We start from the raw sequence: 16364 nt of genomic DNA on the forward strand, positions 1-16364 counted from the left end.
GACGCACTCCCCGCTCGACCCATCACAGGTTCCGCCAGAGAGGCATTCGTCTTGTTCCACCGTCAGACACGTCGAATTGCTTCGACTTCTTCGGGGGGATGTTGCCTGAGCGGGACCCCGTCCGGACTGCGCATCCAGGGCTTGCACCCTGTGACCGTCTCGGCCGTTCCGTTCTCCGCCTTAGCGGCAACGAGTGATTACTCTACACAGGCCCTGGGGGCCCTGCCAACCGTCGTCCCTCCCGGGCGTGTCGCTGTCGGGTGAACGGCACGTGTCCCCCGGGTTTCCGGGGATCGACGGGGTGGGCGCGCCCCCGGGAACGACGGAAGGCACGGTGCGAACCCGCACCGTGCCTCCCGAACGAACCGAACCCGCTGACGGGGCGGACCGGACCCAACCGACCTACTCGGCCGCGGCCAACTGGCCGCACGCCCCGTCGATCTCCTTGCCGCGGGTGTCGCGCAGGGTCGTCGGGATGCCGGCGGCGTTGAGTCGGCGGACGAACTCGTCCTGCACGTGCACCTCGGAAGAGGTCCACACGGAGCCCGGCGTCGGGTTGAGCGGGATCGGGTTGACGTGCACCCACCCCTTGCCGCGCTTGTTGAGCTTCTCGGCGAGCAGGTCGGCTCGCCAGGCGTGGTCGTTCATGTCCTTGATGAGCGCGTACTCGATCGAGACACGACGACCCGTCTTGACGTAGTAGTTGTGGGCGGCGTCGATCGCCTCGTCGGCCTTCCAGCGCGAGTTCACCGGGATGAGCTCGTCGCGGAGCTCGTCGTCGGGTGCGTGCAGGGACAGCGCGAAGGTGAGCGGGATCCCTTCGTCCGCGAGCTTGAGCATCGCCGGCACCAGTCCGACGGTCGACACCGTGATGCCGCGGGCACTCATGCCGAGACCGTTCGGCTGCGGTGCGACCATCAACCGCACGGCGTCCATCACCCGCTTGTAGTTCGCGAGCGGCTCCCCCATGCCCATGAACACGATGTTCGTCACGCGCTCGGCGTCGACGCGGTCGTTGCCGCCCTTGCGGGGATCGCCCCCGAGCTCACCGGCGGCGATCGCGGCGTTGGCCCGGACGATCTGCTCGATGATCTCGGCGGTCGACATGTTGCGGGTCAGTCCCGCCTGGCCGGTGGCACAGAACGGGCAGTTCATGCCGCAGCCGGCCTGGGACGAGACGCACAGGGTGATGCGGCCCGGGTAGCGCATGAGGACCGACTCGACCAGGGCGCCGTCGTGCAGCTTCCAGAGGAACTTGATCGTGTCGCCGTTGTCCGTCGCCAGCCGCCGGGTCTCGGTGAGGAGCGGCGGCAGCATCCCGGCGACGAGCTGCTCCCGCTGGGCGGCGGGCAGGTCGGTCATCTTGGCCGGGTCGGACGTGTAGTGCTGGAAGTAGTGGGTCGCGAGCTGCTTGGCGCGGAACCCGGGCAGGCCGAGTTCCTTCACGCGGGCCTCGCGTTCCTCGGCCGTCAGGTCGGCCAGGTGCACGGGCGGCTTGCCACGCTTCGGGGACGCGAACTGCAGGAGCGGGCGACCGTCGGTGTCGGTGGCCTGCTTCCAGCCCTCGGTGCGCGGGCGCACCTGCGGACGAGCAGACTGCTGCTGTTCGAACGGGGTGCGGGTGTCGGAAGCCATCACTCCAGGATACGGGAGGCCCGTGATCGGTGGGGACGCCCCGTCCGGGTGGTCCTGCTGGTCACCACCACGGCCGCACCACGGCTGGTCGGGTCAGCTGCCGGCGGGCAGGACGCGCGCGAAGTGGTGCGCCGCCGAGTACATCGGGACGATGTCGACGACCTCGCCCGGGTGCGGTGCCTGCAGCACGAGTCCCTGGCCGAGGTACAGGCCGACGTGGTCCTCGTCGTCGTACACGACGAGGTCGCCCGGCAGCGCCTCGGACTCCGGGATCGTGGTGGCGACGGCGTCCTGCGTCGGCACGTAGTGCACGAGCTGGATCCCCACCGCCTGGTACGCGACCATCGTGAGCCCGGAGCAGTCGATGCCCTCGTGGCTCGCGCCGCCCTCGACGTACGGGTCCCCCATGTACTGCAGGGCGGTCTGCACGATCGTGGCCCGGTCGCCGCCGGCCGAGAGTGCGGCGGACAACGCGGACTGTGCCTGCGCGGTCGTCACCCCGAAGCGGAGGTCGAGCGTCGGGTACGACACGATCGTCGTCGTCGTGGTCATGCCGTCGGTGGAGACGACGGGGACCTGGACGTCGTGCGCCACCGTGAAGGTCTGGGCGGCCTGCGCCGTGGTCGTGCCCGAGCGGGTGTCCGCGGGCAGGGTGTCGGCGTTCGCGGGCAGGGCGAGCGTCAGGCTCGAGGTCACTGCGATCGCGGGGGCGAGCAGGATCGCGGCGCGCTTCGCGTTCGCGGAACGACGGATGTGCCGCGGGTCGACGGCGCGCTCGGCACGCAGGGTGGCGGTCCGGCTCAGCACCGCATGGCCGGCCGACGACGCGACGGGGGCGGGACGCGGCTGCATCCGCACGGTCCGGGCCGGCTTCGGGTGCTCGACGAAGGTGGAGCGGGCGGCCGCGGGGCCGAGGGCCGAGCGTCGACCAGGGGGGCGGGACTCCTGCGCGTTCGGCGTCAGCGGCGCGGGGTCGACCGCGGGGTGCGTGTGCGTTCGCGCGGGCTGACGGTCGTCGGCTGCTGCAGGCAGGGTGTGGCGTCCCATGGGTCCTTCCGGGTCGGGACCACTCGGCGGTCCGGAAAGTAACGTATTGGTCACGACGGTGCTCGCGGCTGGGCAGCGCCGGAGTGTTCCTGCAGCTGGTCACAGGAACGAGCACCGCTCGCAGGCCACTCCGACGACGCGCACGGGCGTTCCGGAGGCGGCCCGCGGCGGTGGACCCGGGCTCAGACCGGCGTGACCCGCATGACGGCGGCGATCCGGGCCTCCCGGTCGGCCGCCAGGCGGTCGAGGCGAGCCGACAGCGCGACGACCGACGCGTCCACCGGGCTGTCCCCCGAGATGTCCCCCGGGATCGGGACACCGGCGCGGACCGCGAGTGGCAGGACGCCCGCCCAGACGGAGTGGTCCTCACCGTCGGCCGGGTCCTCGCCGACACCGTGGGCGCGGACCTTGACGCTCGCGCGGTCGAGGGGCAGCTGGAGGACCTGGGTGGCGCGGACCTCCTTCGCGGTCATCTCTCGCACCTCGGCTCGGCGGCCCGGCATGAGGTGGTCCGCCACCTGCCAGAGGGCTTCGGCGCGCAGCTCGGTCGGCACCACGGTCGCGCGCCCGGCGATCATCGCGCTGCGGTAGTTCGCCGAGCTGTCGTTGGTGGAGCGTGCGAAGACGAGGCCGTCCAGGTGGGTGACCGTGGCGGCGACCGGGACACCCTCGGCCCCGGCGTCGAGGAACAGCCCTCCACCGGTCGAGCCGTGCAGCAGCAGGACGGGACCGTCCCCGAGGTCCCCGACGGCGCAGAGGAACGGCAGGACGACGGGGTGGCCGCCGCGGACGATGCCGACGTGGGCGAGGTGGGCCTCGGCGAGGATCGCGTGCAGGACGGCGGGGTCGTCGAGTTGGCGGTCGCGCAGACGGCGGACGCGGAGCGAGGGGCCGTCGATGCTCGGTTCTGGTTCGGGGCTCGAGGTGGGCATGTCGCCACGCTAGGGTCACCAGTGGTCCGGTGCCTGGACCAGATCGGGGCGATCACGGTGGACCAGTCGAGCAAGGTGTCCGAGGTGGTGGCACGCGTGCGCGGGATGGTGCACGACGGCACCCTGCGCGAGGGCGATGCGCTGCCCTCGACGCGGGCGCTGGCGGCGGAGCTCGGGGTGGCCCGGGGCACCGTCGTCGCGGCGTACGAGCAGCTCGACGGCGAGGGGTACCTGCGGACGCGGCACGGTGCCCTCGCGCGGGTCGCGGCGGACCTGCACGGTCGGACCACGGGTGCGCCGTCGGCCGTCGGCACGGACACCGCCGGCTCCGGCGCGGCCGGCGCGGTCGACGCAGCCGGCGTCGCGGCCGCTCCGCCGTCCGCTCCGCTCATCGACTGCCGTCCGGGCATCCCCGCGGTCACCGCCATCCCACAGCGGGACTGGCGGGCAGCCTGGCGCGCAGCGGCCTCGGCCCCGCTCCGGAACGCGATCGCAGAGCCCCTCGGCTCCCCCGACCTTCGCGCACAGGTCGTCGCCCAGCTCGGCCTGACCCGCGGGTTCACGACGTCGGTCGACCGGGTGCTCGTGACCGCGGGGACCTCGGAGGCGCTGTCGCTCGTCACCGAGGCGCTGCGGGGGCTGCTGGGTCGCGCTCCCGTCGTCGCCGTCGAGGACCCCGGCTACCGCACCGGACACCGTGCGATCACGAGCGCTGGTGGGTCCCTGGTGGGCGTCCCGGTCGGCGAGGACGGCCTCGACCTCGACGCGCTCGAGGCCGCCGGACCGGTCGACGCCGTCCTGGTCACCCCGACGCACCAGTACCCGCTCGGGTCGGTGATGCCCGTCGCCCGGCGCCGGCGGCTGCTCAGCTGGGCCGCCACCACCGGCACCGTGGTGGTGGAGGACGACTACGACTCCGAGTTCCGGCACCGCGGCGCGCCCGTGCCCGCGCTGGCCGCACTCGACGCCGAGGGCGTGGTGCTGCACGTCGGCGGCTTCTCGAAGACGCTCGACCCCCGGCTGCGCTGCGCGTACGTCGTGCTGCCGACGGTCGCAGCGACGGGTTCCCCGGTGACGGAGGCGGTGCTCGCCGCCCGTCGGGCTCGTGATGCGGTCGTCGCCGAACCGGTGCAGGCCGCGCTCGTGCACCTGCTGCGGACGGGTGCGCTGCGGCGGCACCTGGGTCGAGTGCGTCGCGACTACACGTACCGCCGGGCCCGGATCGCGGCTCGGCTCGGCGACGTCGCCGGCCTGGAGGCCCGTGCCCTGAACGGCGGACTGCACGCGGTGGTCGCGTGGTCGGGTCCGACCACCGGGGCGGAGATCGCGCGTCGGTTGGCGGACGCCGGGGTGCTCGTCGCGTCGCTCGAGGAGTACGGGCTCGCGCCGGGCAGCACGCCGCCGGGCATCGTGTTCGGCTACGGCGCCGTGACGATGCCGGAGCTCGACCGCGCGCTCGACGCGCTCGTGACGGCGGTCACGGGGCCCTGATCCGGGTCGTCAGCCGCCGTACTGGGCGGTGCCCACGACGTTCGACCCGGCACCCCGGCACGCGGTGATCAGGGTCCGCCCGACGAGTTCCCATTCGGGGGTCATCTCGAGCGCCGGCCCGGACTTCGGTGCGGGGTGCGCGTCGAGGTACTCGTGGGCGTAGTCGATCGCGTCGTCGAGCTCCTCGTCGCTGCTCGACAGGTGCTCGTAGCCGAAGCGTTCCGCGGCGATCAGTGCCTGGTACTGCGCCTCGGAGAGGTCGCCCTGGCTGCGGCCGACCGTCGCGTTCAGCGAGATCGTCGTCAGCGCACTGATCTGGCCGCAGATCGCCGCAGCACTCCGGTCCTCTTCCATCGGGTCCGTCGCACCGCGCACGGGCTGGGCGTCCGAGGTCTCCGAGGTCGGCTTCGGGGTCGACGTCGACCGCGCCGCTGCGTCGGCGTGGGTATCGGTATCGGCCGAGCAACCGGCGAGCGAGCCGGACACGAGGACCGCGCTCACGACGACGAGGGGCAGTGCGTACCGGAAGGAGACCATGGACGTCATCGTGGCAGCGCCGTCGTGCCGTTCGCGTCGTCGTGTCCCGATCGAGACCTGGTCGAGACCTGGTCGTGAGCTTGCGTCAGCGGGACTCGGCGGTGCCGTTCTTCCGGGCGTTCACGAGGTCGGCGAGGGACGGCTCTCCGGCGTCGCCGGGCAGCGCGTGTCCGCGGCGGGCGGCCTTGCGGACCTGTCGGTAGGTGGTGACGTGCAGGGGGTCCACACCGTCGGCGGACTCGTAGTTCGACGGGGCGGTGGTGGTGGGTGATTCGGTCATCGAGACGGACGGTACGCGTGCCGGGAGCCGCGGAACCACGTGCTGCGTTCCGCGGCCAAACGGGTTCCGAACGGGTGGACCAGCCCTGGTGCGATGCCGGATTGTTCGCATAGAATGCGAACATGTTGATCACCGTCGACCCGCAGGCGCGAGCGACCCTGGCAGAGCAGGTCGCCACCCAGATCCGCCATGCGATCGCCCGCGGCGAGCTCCGGAACGGCGAGCGGCTGCCCGCTGCGCGGGACCTCGCCGCCTCGGTCGACATCAACATGCACACCGTCCTGCGCGCCTACGCGCTGCTGCAGGACGACGGACTGATCGAGTTGCGGCGCGGCCGCGGTGCGACGGTCCTGCGATCGGGCAACGCCTCGTTCGACCGGTTGCGCACGCTCGTCGACGAGCTGCGTGACCAGGCGGACACCCTGGGTGTCTCGCTCGACGACCTGTTCACGATGATCAAGGGGGCACGATGACGACTCGACCGATGACCACGGGCACACGGCTGGCCGTGACGGCACCAGGGCTCCTGGTCGCGGTGGGACTGGTGCTCACCGCGGTCCTCGCGGCCTCCACCATGCCCGCGCGGATCGCGATCCACTTCCGGACGGACGGCACCGCCGACGGCTGGGGATCACCGTGGACGGCCTTCTGGGTCACCCTGGCGGTGGCACTGGTGGCCGTCGTACTCGCGTTCTCCGCGCTGCACTGGCGCGACAGGCGGACGGCAGCCACGGTGCTGCTCGTCGCGAACCTGCTGGCCGGGACCCTCGGCTCGGCCTGGGTCGTGCTCGCGTGGACGAACACGGCCGGCGACGGCACCCTGTCCCCCTGGTGGACGGTCCCGTTCCTGCTCGTCGCCGTGGTGGTCGCCGCCGTCCCCGTGCTCGCACTGTTCCGGGTCGCTGCACCCGTGCCGGCCCACGAGGTCGCTCCCCTGGCGGTCGGGCCCGACACCCGCGTCGCCTGGCGCGCACGCGTCGGCAGCCGGTGGTTCGCGGTGCTCGGGGTAGTCGTCGTGGTGCTCGGCGTCGGCACCGCCGTCTGGACGGCATCGGCCGGGGTGACGACGGCGGTCGTCTCCGGCCTGGCGATGGTGCTCGCGGGGCTCGCTGTGCTGGTGCTGGCGCGGGTGGAGCTCACCGTCGACCGTCGCGGCATGCGGCTCACGTCCACCTGGACGAGGATCCCCCTCATGCGCGTCCCGCTGGACCGCATCGAGTCGTGCGGCTGGGAGCAGGTGTCCCCGGGTCAGTGGGGCGGCTGGGGCTACCGCATCTCGGGCCGCGGGGTCGCCTACGTCGTGCGGTCCGGGCCGGGGCTGGTCGCGCGGCTCCGCGGCGGGCAGGCGCGGATGGTGACCGTGCCCGACGCTGCGGGCGGTGCCGCAGCCCTGGGCGCGCTGCTCGCCGGGCGCGAGACGGGCTGACGGGGCCGCGCCGGGCCTCCAGGGCGGTGTGGCGGGTTCGGCGGCGGGCGGGACGTGTCCGTGGAAGCGACAGACCTCGTCACCGCTGCGGCGACTGACCCGTCAGAGCGACAGTGTGCGGCGAACGTTCGGTGGAACACTGTCGCTTTCGCAGGACGGGCGGGCCGTGCGCCGGGTCAGAGGCTCGTCATGCCGCCGTCGACACGGAACTCCGCCCCGGTGGCGTAGGACGACTCCGGGCTGGCCAGGTAGACCATGATCCCGGTGACGTCGTCGGGGGTGCCCGGACGACCGAGCGGGGTGCGGGCGACGATCGCCGCACGGGCCTCGGGGTCGCCGGAGATCGCCGACACGAGGCCGGTCTCGGTGTAGCCCGGCACGACCGTGTTCACCCGGATCCCGTCCCGCGCGTAGGCCATCGCGGTCGCCCGGACGAGTGCGTGGATGCCGCCCTTGGTCGAGGAGTACGCCGCGAAGTCGGCGCCCTCACCGTTCAGGCCGGTGGGCGACCCGGTGGCGATGACCGACCCGCCGGTGCCGTTCGCGAGCATCGCCCGGACGGCGTGCTTGATCGTCAGGAACGTGCCGGTGAGGTTGACCGCGACCGTGCGGTCCCAGGCCTCGAGCGACAGGTCGGCGACCTTCGCGTCGTGGCCGAACAGCTGCACACCGGCGTTCGCGACCACCACGTCGGGGGTCGCACCACGCTCGGCCAGGTCGGCGAACCCTGCGGCCACGCTCGCCTCGTCGGCGATGTCCATCGTCAGGCCGACCGCGGTCCCGCCGGCTGCGGCGGCGGCACCGGCGGCCGCTTCGGCGTCGCGGTCGGCGTAGACGACGGAGGCCCCCTCGGCCACGAAGCGGTCGGCGATCGCGCGGCCGATGCCGGACCCCGCTCCCGTGACGAGTGCGGTCCGGCCGTCGAGTCGTGCGGTCATGTGGGACTCCGTCCTCGGAGCAGCACTGCTCCGTCGCCCCCATCATTGCCCAACCGGTTGACCGGTGCTAGGCATGCACCATGACTGCGACGTCGAACGACGAGATCGTGTCCGTCGGGCCCTGGCGTCTGGCCCTGCGCGGAGCCGAACTCGCCGACGTCACGTTCCGGGGCGTGCTCGTCCTGCGTGCCGTCCGGTTCGTCGTCCGCGACCACGACTGGCGCACCGCCGACGACACGGTGCGCACACGCACGGTGGACGGCGACGAGGGCAGCATCCGCATCGAGGCCAGCGCACGGTACGACGGCGTCGAGGTCGTGCGCACCGTCCTCGACGTCACGCTCGACGACGACACCCTGCGGGTCGCCGCGGTCGGGACGGTCAAGCGGGCCTTCCGCCGCAACCGCATCGGGCTCGTCGTCCTGCACCCGCCGACCCAGGCCGGGCAGCCGCTCACGGTGCGGCATCCGTCCGGTGACACCACCGCGACCGCGTTCCCGTTCTGGATCGCGCCGCACCAGCCGGCCGTCGACGTCGCCGGGCTCGACTGGTCGGTGGGCGCGACCGCGCTGTCACTCGACCTGACCGGCGACGTGTTCGAGATGGAGGACCAGCGCAACTGGACCGACGCCTCGTTCAAGACGTACTCGACGCCGCTCGCCGAGCCGTTCCCGGTCGCGATCACGCCGGTGGCGACGGTCCGGCAGGGGCTCACCCTGCGTGCGCCGGCGGCCGGTCCGGCAGGTGTTCCGGGCACCCGGTCGGGAGGCGCGGCCTCCTCCGCCCCGGACCTCGCGGCGCTCGACGGGCCGGGTCCCGGTGCCGCGGTCACGACGCCGCCGACGCTCCAGCTGCTCGCGGGTTCGGCGCCGGTCGCGGCGCGCCCGGGCGACGCGGACCTGCTCCGCGGGTTCCCGATCCTGGTCGAACCGGTCCTCGGGGCCCCGAACGTCGAGGCGGTGCTCGCCTCGGCCCGGCGTGACGCGGGTGGCGCTCCCCTGGACGTCCGGTTCGTCACCGACGACCCGGCACTGCTGCGCGCGGCGATCGACGCGGTGCTCGAGGGCGGGCCGGTGGCTCGCGTCGGGGCGTTCGACCCGGTGTCACACGTGACGACGCCGGCGCTGCAGCGGGCACTGGGCGAAGCGGTGGCAGCGGTCGGCGCGCTGGAGGTCGTCGCAGGCACCCGGGCCCACTTCACCGAGCTGAACCGCTCGATCGCGGTGTTCTCGGGCTGGGACGGCCCCCTGGCCTGCAGCGTGACGCCGCAGATGCACGACCGGTCGCCCGAACAGGTGACCGAGTCGATCCGGATGCAGCGCTGGGTGGTGAGCAGTGCCTCCAGGCTGGCCGCCGGCAGGGCGCTGCACGTCGGACCGGTGACGCTGCGGCCACGGTTCAACGCGGTGGCGACGGCGCCGACCCCGGTCGTGACGGACGCGACCGTCGAGCACGGGTACGGGCCGGAGACCGTTCCGGACGCGACCGACCCGGCGCAGCACACGCCGGCCGCCGAGCGGTGGTTCGCCGACGCGGTGCGGGCGCTGACGGTGCCGGGCGTGGCCTCGATCACGCTGGCCGAGGCGTGGGGGCCGCGCGGGTTCGTGGCCGCCGACGGCACGGGGAACGCCCCGCCGGAAGGGGGTCGGCGGGGCGTTCCGGTCCGGGTGCGCTGACGGGTCGGCGCGGTGGTCGGTGGCGGTGCGGCTCAGCGCCGGACGGCGTCGATCTTGAGCATCTTCGCGATGACCGAGTCGAGCTCGCTGTCGTCGAAGACCTGCTTCCAGTCCTCCTTGATGAGCTTCTCGCGGCCGTAGCCCATCGCGATGTGGCAGGCGTCGGAGAACGGGTTCGAGCCGCGCAGGCCGTTCGTCAGCGCGATCCAGGTGTGGCCGTAGAGCATGGCGCGGGCGGCCTCGCGGGGCACGCCGACACCGGTGACCGTTTCTTCGAGGGCGTCGTTGAGGAAGTCGCCGATCATGCAGGCGATGGTCTCGACCAGGGTCGGCTCGAGCACGGCGAGCTGCTTCACCGTGACCCAGTGCACCTGGATGACCGGGGCGTACATCGTGGTGATGACGGCCTCGGCGACGGCCTTGGCGCGGTCGCCCTCGTCGCCGAGCGACTCCGAGGCGTCGAAGGCCGCGATGACCTCCTGCGGCGCGGCGATGCCACCGAAGGTGTCGTCCCACTCGGCCTTGGTGGTGCGCTCGAGGAACACCGACGGGTGGCACGGGTGCGCCACGGCGTAGTGGATGTCCTCGCGCTTCGCCAGCAGACCGGCGTAGGCGGCTGCGGGGTCGAGCGTCAGGATGCTGGCGCCCGACTTCATGACGGGGACGAGCTGCTCCGAGATGGTGCCGAGCAGGACGTCCGGGACGGCGAGGATGACGACGTCGGCGGCCTTCGCGGCGTCGAGGCTGTCGGTGATCTCGCGGCCGAGGGCCTGGATGCGCTCCTGGCCGGCGGGCGAGGCCTCGCTGTACAAGGTCGTGTACTCGCTCTTCGCGAAGTTGTTCGAGACGCGGGTGCCCATCTTGCCGCCGGCACCGATCACGGCGACGGTGACGTCGGCCGTGCCGGATCCGGCAGCGACGGTGTGGGTGGTGGTGACGGTGTCGGTCATGATTCCTTGCTCCTGATGTACTCGATGGTGTGTTCGGTCCACGCCGCTTCGATGCGGGTGGTGGTCTGTGCGGGGGTCTCCCCCGGCAGGGGTTCGGCGCCGGCGTGCTCGTCCTGCCACGGCAGCCAGAACTCGATGACGCGGTTGATCCCCCGGGTGTCCGGCTCGACCGCGGCACGGACGGCGTCGTGGTCGAGGACCCCGGTGCCGATCGGGACGCCGGTGTACTGGAACCCGACCCAGCCCGGTGATCGGGTGAAGGCGGAGTCCTTGACGTGCCAGTTGACGACGTGCGGGGCGGTCATCGCCACGACGTCGGCCGGGTGTTCGAGCCGGGCGACGGTGTTCGCCGGGTCGAGGCAGATGCCGAGGTGGTCGGAGCCGATCGCCTGGACGACGGCGACGAGGTCGGCGGTGGCGACGACCTCGTAGGTCTCCAGCGCGAGGGTCACGCCCGCGCGCTCGTAGGCGGGGAGCGCCTGCCGCAGGCGTCGTTCGGTCTCGGCCGCGTCGGGCTGGTCGTCGCCGCTCGTCCACATGCTCCGCACGAGGGTCGCGCCGAGCTGCTGCGCGACGTGCAGGTACCGGGCGAGGTGCTCCGGCCGGGTGCCGCGGGTGCCGACCTCGAGCGTGAGACCGAGGTCGGCTGCCAGGGACCGGATCGAGGCCAGGCGCTCGTCGGTCGCGGTGTCGAGCGGCAGGTGGTCGCAGATCTGGAACAGGTCGACGCCGTCGTGCGAGGCGGCGTCGCGCAGGGCGTCGTCGAGGGACATCGGCGACGGGACGCGGTCGGACATGCGCCAGAAGTAGGCGTAGGTGGAGAGGCCGAGCAGGGAGGTCATGCCGGTGCTCCGTCCTGAGTCGCAGCCAGCGCCTCGACTTCGTCGAGGATCGTGCGGATCGCCTCCGGGTCGTGGGCGAAGCGGCCGAGGAACAGGCCGCCGATGCGTCCGGCACCGCGGGTCAGCAGGCCCGGACCGGCACTGCCGCCGTAGATCGCGACGGAGCCGGCGAGCTCCGGCCGGTTCGCCAGGTGCTGCTCGATGCCGGCCAGGACCGCGACGATGTGCTCGTCGGGCGCGGGCTGCGGGGCGCCGATCGCCCACACCGGTTCGTACGCGGCGATGAGCGGTCCGGCGATGCCGTCGGCGATCGCGGTGGCGGTGAAGCGGTCGAGCTGCGTGGTGACCTCGGCGATCGCCGCCGCGGGGTCGCCGTCGGCGGCGCGCTCGGTCTCGCCGATGCAGATCAGGGGCCGCAGGTGGTTGCGGTACGCCGCCTGTACCTTGCCGGCGATCTCGTGGTCCGTCTCGTGGAAGAGTTCGCGTCGCTCGGCATGTGCGATCTCGACGAGGTCGACCCCGATCTCACGGAGTTCGGCACCGGAGACCTCGCCGGTGAACGCGCCGCTGTCCGCCCACGCCAGGTCCTGCGCGCCGAGCGTCACGGGGGCGTCCCCGATCACCGCACGCACCGGGACGAGCGCGGGGAAAGTCGGGATGACGAAGAGCTCGACCACGCCGGACCGGACCGCCGGATGGCTCCGGGCGATGTCGGCCACGGCGGCCGTCCACTCGAGCGTCCGGGCGTGCGAGAAGTACATCTTGAGCGACACCCCGATCGTCACCGGAGCGGCCGCCGTGGTCGCGGGCATCAGGCGTCGGTCCCGACCGGGGCGGAGCCGTCGTAGGCGCAGATGGCCTGGACCTTCGACGCGCTCGCGCTCGTCTGGTCGAAGGTGTAGCCGAGCCACTCCTTCGCCATCCGGCGCGCGACCTCGACCCCGACGACGCGCTGCCCCATGCAGAGGACCTGGGCGTCGTTCGACAGGATCGACCGCTCGACCGAGAACGAGTCGTGCGCGGTCACGGCGCGGATGCCGGGGACCTTGTTCGCCGCGATCGCGACACCGAGGCCGGTGCCGCAGATCAGGATCGCGCGGTCGGCCTCGCCGTTCGCCACCAGACGGGCGGCATCGACGGCGACGTGCGGGTAGGCGGTGTGACCGTCGGCATCCACGCCCACGTCGACCACGGAGGCCACGCGGGGGTCCTTCGCCAGGTCGGCCTTGATGACCTCCTTGTAGTCGAAGCCGGCGTCGTCCGAACCGACGACGATGCGGAACTGCTGCTCACTCATGCGGGTGTGCCTTTCGTGGTGGGGGTCAGGCGGGGACGGCGATGGTCGCCAGGACCGCGGCGGTGATGAGCGCGAAGGAGATCGCGCCGGCGTCCGGGGTGCCCACGGCGTCCTCGCCGTGGGTGCGGGCGCGGCCCATCCGGGGCAACAGGTCGGCTGTGGCGTCCGCCGCGGTCTGTGCGGCAGCCGAGGCGGCCGACCAGGCGTCGACGAGTGCGTCGCCGGCGTCGACCCGGGCGGCGAAGACCTGGTCGAACGGCACGAGCGCGTCGACCATCGTCTTGTCGCCGGGCACAGCGCCGAACGCAAGGACGGCTTCGGTGACGGCGCGCACCGCGCTCTGGACGGTGGCGGCCGACGGGCGTTCGTCGTCGCCGAGGACGCGACCCAGTGCCTCCAGGGCGGCGCCCCAGATCGCACCGGACGTCCCACCGGCCTTGTCGGACCAGGCGTCGCCGGCGATCGCGAGGACCGAACCGGCGCCGGCGCCACGGGCGGCGGCGTCCTGTGCCGCACGGTCGGCGGCGGTGGAGCCGCGCTGCATGCCGATGCCGTGGTCGCCGTCCCCGGCGACGGCGTCGATGCGGCCGAGTTCGTCGGCGTGGTCGTCGATCGTGGCGCGGATCGCGGTGATCGCGGCCGCGACGCGGGCGGCCGAGGCCTGGGATTCCTCGGTGCCGGGCGTGACGAGCACGACGACGCCGGCTTCGAGCACCTCGACCGGCACGGGCTGCTGCGGGACGGCACCGCCCTTGCGGTAGGCGGGGGCGTCGGCGGGGGCGGCCCAGAGCTCCTCGAGCTCGTCGTCGAGCCAGAACAGGGTGAGCGAGACGCCGGCCATGTCGAAGCTGGTGACGACTTCGCCGACCTCGGGCTCCACGACGACGATGCCGGCGTCGGTGAGCTTCCGCTGGACGGCGCCGAAGACGACGAAGAGTTCCTCGTACTTGACCGAGCCGAGGCCGTTGAGGATGGGGACGACGCGGGGGTCGGCGGGTGCTGTTGCGGTGCCGGTGCCGGTGTCGGTGCCGGTGTCGTCGGGTCGCTCGGTGAGGAGCTTGTCGACGAGCAGGTCGGCCAGACCGTCCGCGGTGGGGACGTCGGCCTCGGCGATGCCGCGTTCGCCGTGGATGCCCATGCCGATCGCCATGCGCCCCTCGGGGACGGTGAAGAGCGGCTCGTCGGCGCCGGGCAGGGAGCAGCCCGAGAACGCGACGCCGAAGCTGCGGGTGCGGTCGTTGGCGCGGGTCGCGATCGCGGTGACCGCGTCGAGGTCGTCGCCGCGCTCAGCGGCCGCGCCGGCCACCTTGAACACGCAGAGGTCCCCCGCGATGCCGCGGCGCTTGTGTGCCTGGTCGGCGGGCGCGGACGCGACGTCGTCGGTCACGCGGACCGTGCGGACGTCGATGCCCTGCGCCTCGAGAGCCCGTGCCGCGGCGTCGAAGTTCAGAACGTCGCCGGCGTAGTTGCCGTAGCTCAGCAGCACGCCGCCGCCGTGCTCGGACGCCTTCGCGACCGCGGTGACCTGCTGGGCGCTCGGGCTGGCGAAGAGATTGCCCATCGCGGCACCGGCCGCCAGGCCGTGCCCGACGAGTCCACCGAAGGCCGGGTAGTGGCCTGAGCCACCGCCGACGACCAGCGCGACGGTGCCCTCGGGGCTGGTGGTCGAGCGGGCGACCCCGCCGTGCACCTTGCGGACCCGGGCGCGGTTGGCGGCGACGAAGCCGTCGACCATCTCGTCGGCGAAGTCCGTCGGGTCGTTGAACAGGCGGGTCATGCGCCTGCCTCCTTCGCGATGGCGGTCGGTCCGTCCGTGGCGGCGACCGCGGTGTCAGCTTCGGACGCCGCGGCAGCTGCTTCGTTGCGCTTCGTGTTCCGGCCGAGCACGAACATCAGCACGCTCGACAGCACCATGAAGAACCCGACGATGAACATCGGCACCTGGTACCCGCCGGTCCACTCGCTGACCGCACCCGTGATGTACGGGGCGGCGAATCCGCCGAGGTTGCCGACGGTGTTGATGAGGGCGACCCCTGCGGCTGCGGCGGCACCGGTCAGGAACTGCGTGGGGACCGTCCAGAAGTTCGGCAGGGCCGCGAAGATCGCACACGCGGTGATCGCGATGACCGCGACGGTGGCGGCCGGGCTGTTCATGTAGAGCGCGACCGGGATGCTCAGGCCACCGACCAGGGCCGGGACGGCGATGTGCCAGACCCGGACGCCACGACGGAAGGCGTCACGCGACCAGAAGTACAGGACCACCGCGGCGGGCACGTACGGGATGGCCGTGATGAGGCCCTTCTGGAACAGGTCGAACGTGGTGCCGAACTGCTCCTGGAAGCCGTCGATGATCGTCGGCAGGAAGAAGCTGAGCGCGTAGAGGCCGTAGATGAAGCCGAAGTACACCGCGGCGAGCATCCAGACGCGGCCGGAGCCGAAGGCCGCACGCAGCCCGCCCTTGCCGTGGCCGTCCCCGCCGCCCTTCGCGGCGCTCTCGGCAGCGAGCGTCGTCTCCAGCCAGACCTTCTCGTCCTCGTCGAGCCACTTCGCCTGCGACGGCTTGTCCTTGAGGACGAAGAGGCACAGGACACCGACGATGATCGCCGGGATCGAGACGCAGAGGAACATGAAGCGCCATCCGGCCAGGCCGCCGAGGATCCCCTCGTGGGTCATCAGCCAGCCGGCGAGCGGGGAACCGATGACGCTCGTGAGCGGCTGCGCCAGGTAGAACAGCGCGAGCATCTTGCCGCGGTGCCTGGCCGGGACCCACGTCGACAGGAACAGGATCGCGCCGGGGAAGAAGCCGGCCTCGGCGATGCCGAGCAGGAAGCGCAGGCCGACGAGCTGCGGGTAGTTCTGCACCCACGTGAAGAGCAGGGACACGATGCCCCACGTGATCATGATGCGGGCGAGCCAGATCCGGGCGCCGAACTTGTGCAGCGCCAGGTTGGACGGCACCTCGAGCACGAGGTAGCCGATGAAGAACACACCGGACGCGAAGCCGAACTGGGCGGCGGTCAGGCCGAGGTCGGCCTCCATGCCGTTGGGGGCGGCGAAGGAGATCGCGGTGCGGTCGAGGAAGTTGATGAAGAACATCAGTGCCACGAACGGCACGATGCGGATCGCGATCTTGCGGATGGCCGTCTTCTCGACGACCGAGGTGGGGATGCCTCGCGTGGCGGGGATGTCCACGATGACTCCTGCTCGGTGGGGGTGGTACGACTCCCGTCCTGGCGGCTGCGCCGGGATGGTCCTGGCGGCTGCGCCGGGATGGTCCTGGCCGCTGCGCTGGGATGTTCCGGTCGGCTTCGCC

16 protein-coding genes are annotated in these 16364 nt (G+C 72.5%); 4 read left to right on the plus strand and 12 right to left on the minus strand.

From position 1 onward, the window contains the following. Window positions 1-402 precede the first annotated feature (402 nt). From rlmN to QRN49_RS17005, 3 genes are all read right to left on the minus strand, one after another. Complete coding sequence (gene rlmN / locus QRN49_RS16995) at window positions 403-1635, minus strand: dual-specificity RNA methyltransferase RlmN (protein ID WP_071406079.1); 1233 nt, start codon at window positions 1633-1635, stop codon at window positions 403-405. Window positions 1636-1728: 93 nt separating this feature from the next. After that, the gene (locus tag QRN49_RS17000; protein WP_284756844.1) at window positions 1729-2682 is read right to left on the minus strand and encodes a C40 family peptidase; all 954 of its coding nucleotides are present in this window, start codon (window positions 2680-2682) and stop codon (window positions 1729-1731) included. 182 nt (window positions 2683-2864) lie between these two features. Continuing rightward, entirely contained in the window at window positions 2865-3614 is a 750-nt protein-coding gene (locus QRN49_RS17005) for a pyridoxamine 5'-phosphate oxidase family protein (protein ID WP_194654884.1), read from the minus strand. A 21-nt stretch (window positions 3615-3635) separates the two neighbouring features. Here QRN49_RS17005 and pdxR point away from each other — a divergent pair, with 21 nt between their 5' ends. Then, window positions 3636-5105: a MocR-like pyridoxine biosynthesis transcription factor PdxR gene (gene pdxR / locus QRN49_RS17010; protein WP_284756845.1), complete on the plus strand. Its 1470-nt coding sequence runs from the start codon at window positions 3636-3638 to the stop codon at window positions 5103-5105. A 9-nt stretch (window positions 5106-5114) separates the two neighbouring features. Here pdxR and QRN49_RS17015 read toward each other — a convergent pair whose 3' ends face one another. Both QRN49_RS17015 and QRN49_RS17020 read right to left on the minus strand, forming a co-directional pair. Beyond that, on the minus strand, window positions 5115-5642 hold the full coding sequence (locus QRN49_RS17015; protein ID WP_284756846.1) for a hypothetical protein: 528 nt from the start codon (window positions 5640-5642) through the stop codon (window positions 5115-5117). An 85-nt stretch (window positions 5643-5727) separates the two neighbouring features. After that, window positions 5728-5922, minus strand: coding sequence for a hypothetical protein (locus QRN49_RS17020; protein ID WP_071246336.1), 195 nt, complete (start codon window positions 5920-5922; stop codon window positions 5728-5730). A 122-nt stretch (window positions 5923-6044) separates the two neighbouring features. Between QRN49_RS17020 and QRN49_RS17025 the strand changes: the two genes are divergently transcribed. Next, a complete protein-coding gene (locus QRN49_RS17025; protein ID WP_284756847.1) occupies window positions 6045-6395 on the plus strand; it encodes a GntR family transcriptional regulator in 351 nt (116 codons plus the stop codon). After that, complete coding sequence (locus QRN49_RS17030; protein ID WP_284756848.1) at window positions 6392-7348, plus strand: DUF1648 domain-containing protein; 957 nt, start codon at window positions 6392-6394, stop codon at window positions 7346-7348. The genes QRN49_RS17025 and QRN49_RS17030 overlap by 4 nt, the downstream gene beginning before the upstream one ends. A gap of 176 nt (window positions 7349-7524) precedes the next feature. On the opposite strand, the gene QRN49_RS17035 is transcribed toward QRN49_RS17030, so the two are convergent. Further along, window positions 7525-8286, minus strand: a complete 762-nt coding sequence (locus QRN49_RS17035; RefSeq protein ID WP_284756849.1) for an SDR family NAD(P)-dependent oxidoreductase — start codon at window positions 8284-8286, stop codon at window positions 7525-7527. Between the two features lie 80 nt (window positions 8287-8366). On the opposite strand from QRN49_RS17035, the gene QRN49_RS17040 reads away from it, so the two are divergent. After that, window positions 8367-9962, plus strand: a complete 1596-nt coding sequence (locus QRN49_RS17040; protein WP_284756850.1) for a D-apionate lactonase family protein — start codon at window positions 8367-8369, stop codon at window positions 9960-9962. A 32-nt stretch (window positions 9963-9994) separates the two neighbouring features. Here the strand turns inward: QRN49_RS17040 and QRN49_RS17045 are convergent, their stop codons facing one another. The 6 genes from QRN49_RS17045 to QRN49_RS17070 are packed head-to-tail and all read right to left on the minus strand — an operon-like array spanning window position 9995 to window position 16243. Then, a complete protein-coding gene (locus QRN49_RS17045) occupies window positions 9995-10912 on the minus strand; it encodes a phosphogluconate dehydrogenase C-terminal domain-containing protein (protein ID WP_111031039.1) in 918 nt (305 codons plus the stop codon). Further along, entirely contained in the window at window positions 10909-11754 is an 846-nt protein-coding gene (locus tag QRN49_RS17050; RefSeq protein ID WP_209082583.1) for a sugar phosphate isomerase/epimerase family protein, read from the minus strand. Before QRN49_RS17050 ends, QRN49_RS17045 begins: the two co-directional genes overlap by 4 nt. Continuing rightward, window positions 11751-12566: a triose-phosphate isomerase family protein gene (locus QRN49_RS17055; protein ID WP_284756851.1), complete on the minus strand. Its 816-nt coding sequence runs from the start codon at window positions 12564-12566 to the stop codon at window positions 11751-11753. The genes QRN49_RS17050 and QRN49_RS17055 overlap by 4 nt, the downstream gene beginning before the upstream one ends. Then, on the minus strand, window positions 12566-13051 hold the full coding sequence (locus tag QRN49_RS17060) for a ribose-5-phosphate isomerase (protein WP_111024849.1): 486 nt from the start codon (window positions 13049-13051) through the stop codon (window positions 12566-12568). The genes QRN49_RS17055 and QRN49_RS17060 overlap by 1 nt, the downstream gene beginning before the upstream one ends. A 25-nt stretch (window positions 13052-13076) precedes the next feature. Then, window positions 13077-14828: a dihydroxyacetone kinase family protein gene (locus tag QRN49_RS17065; RefSeq protein ID WP_284756853.1), complete on the minus strand. Its 1752-nt coding sequence runs from the start codon at window positions 14826-14828 to the stop codon at window positions 13077-13079. Continuing rightward, window positions 14825-16243 (minus strand): MFS transporter, encoded by a 1419-nt coding sequence (locus QRN49_RS17070; RefSeq protein WP_110865572.1) that lies wholly within the window; start codon window positions 16241-16243, stop codon window positions 14825-14827. Before QRN49_RS17070 ends, QRN49_RS17065 begins: the two co-directional genes overlap by 4 nt. Window positions 16244-16364: the final 121 nt, after the last annotated feature.

The organism is Curtobacterium sp. ME-Dv--P-122a (assembly GCF_030209645.1).
In the GTDB taxonomy this organism is placed as follows: Bacteria; Actinomycetota; Actinomycetes; order Actinomycetales; family Microbacteriaceae; genus Curtobacterium; species Curtobacterium flaccumfaciens.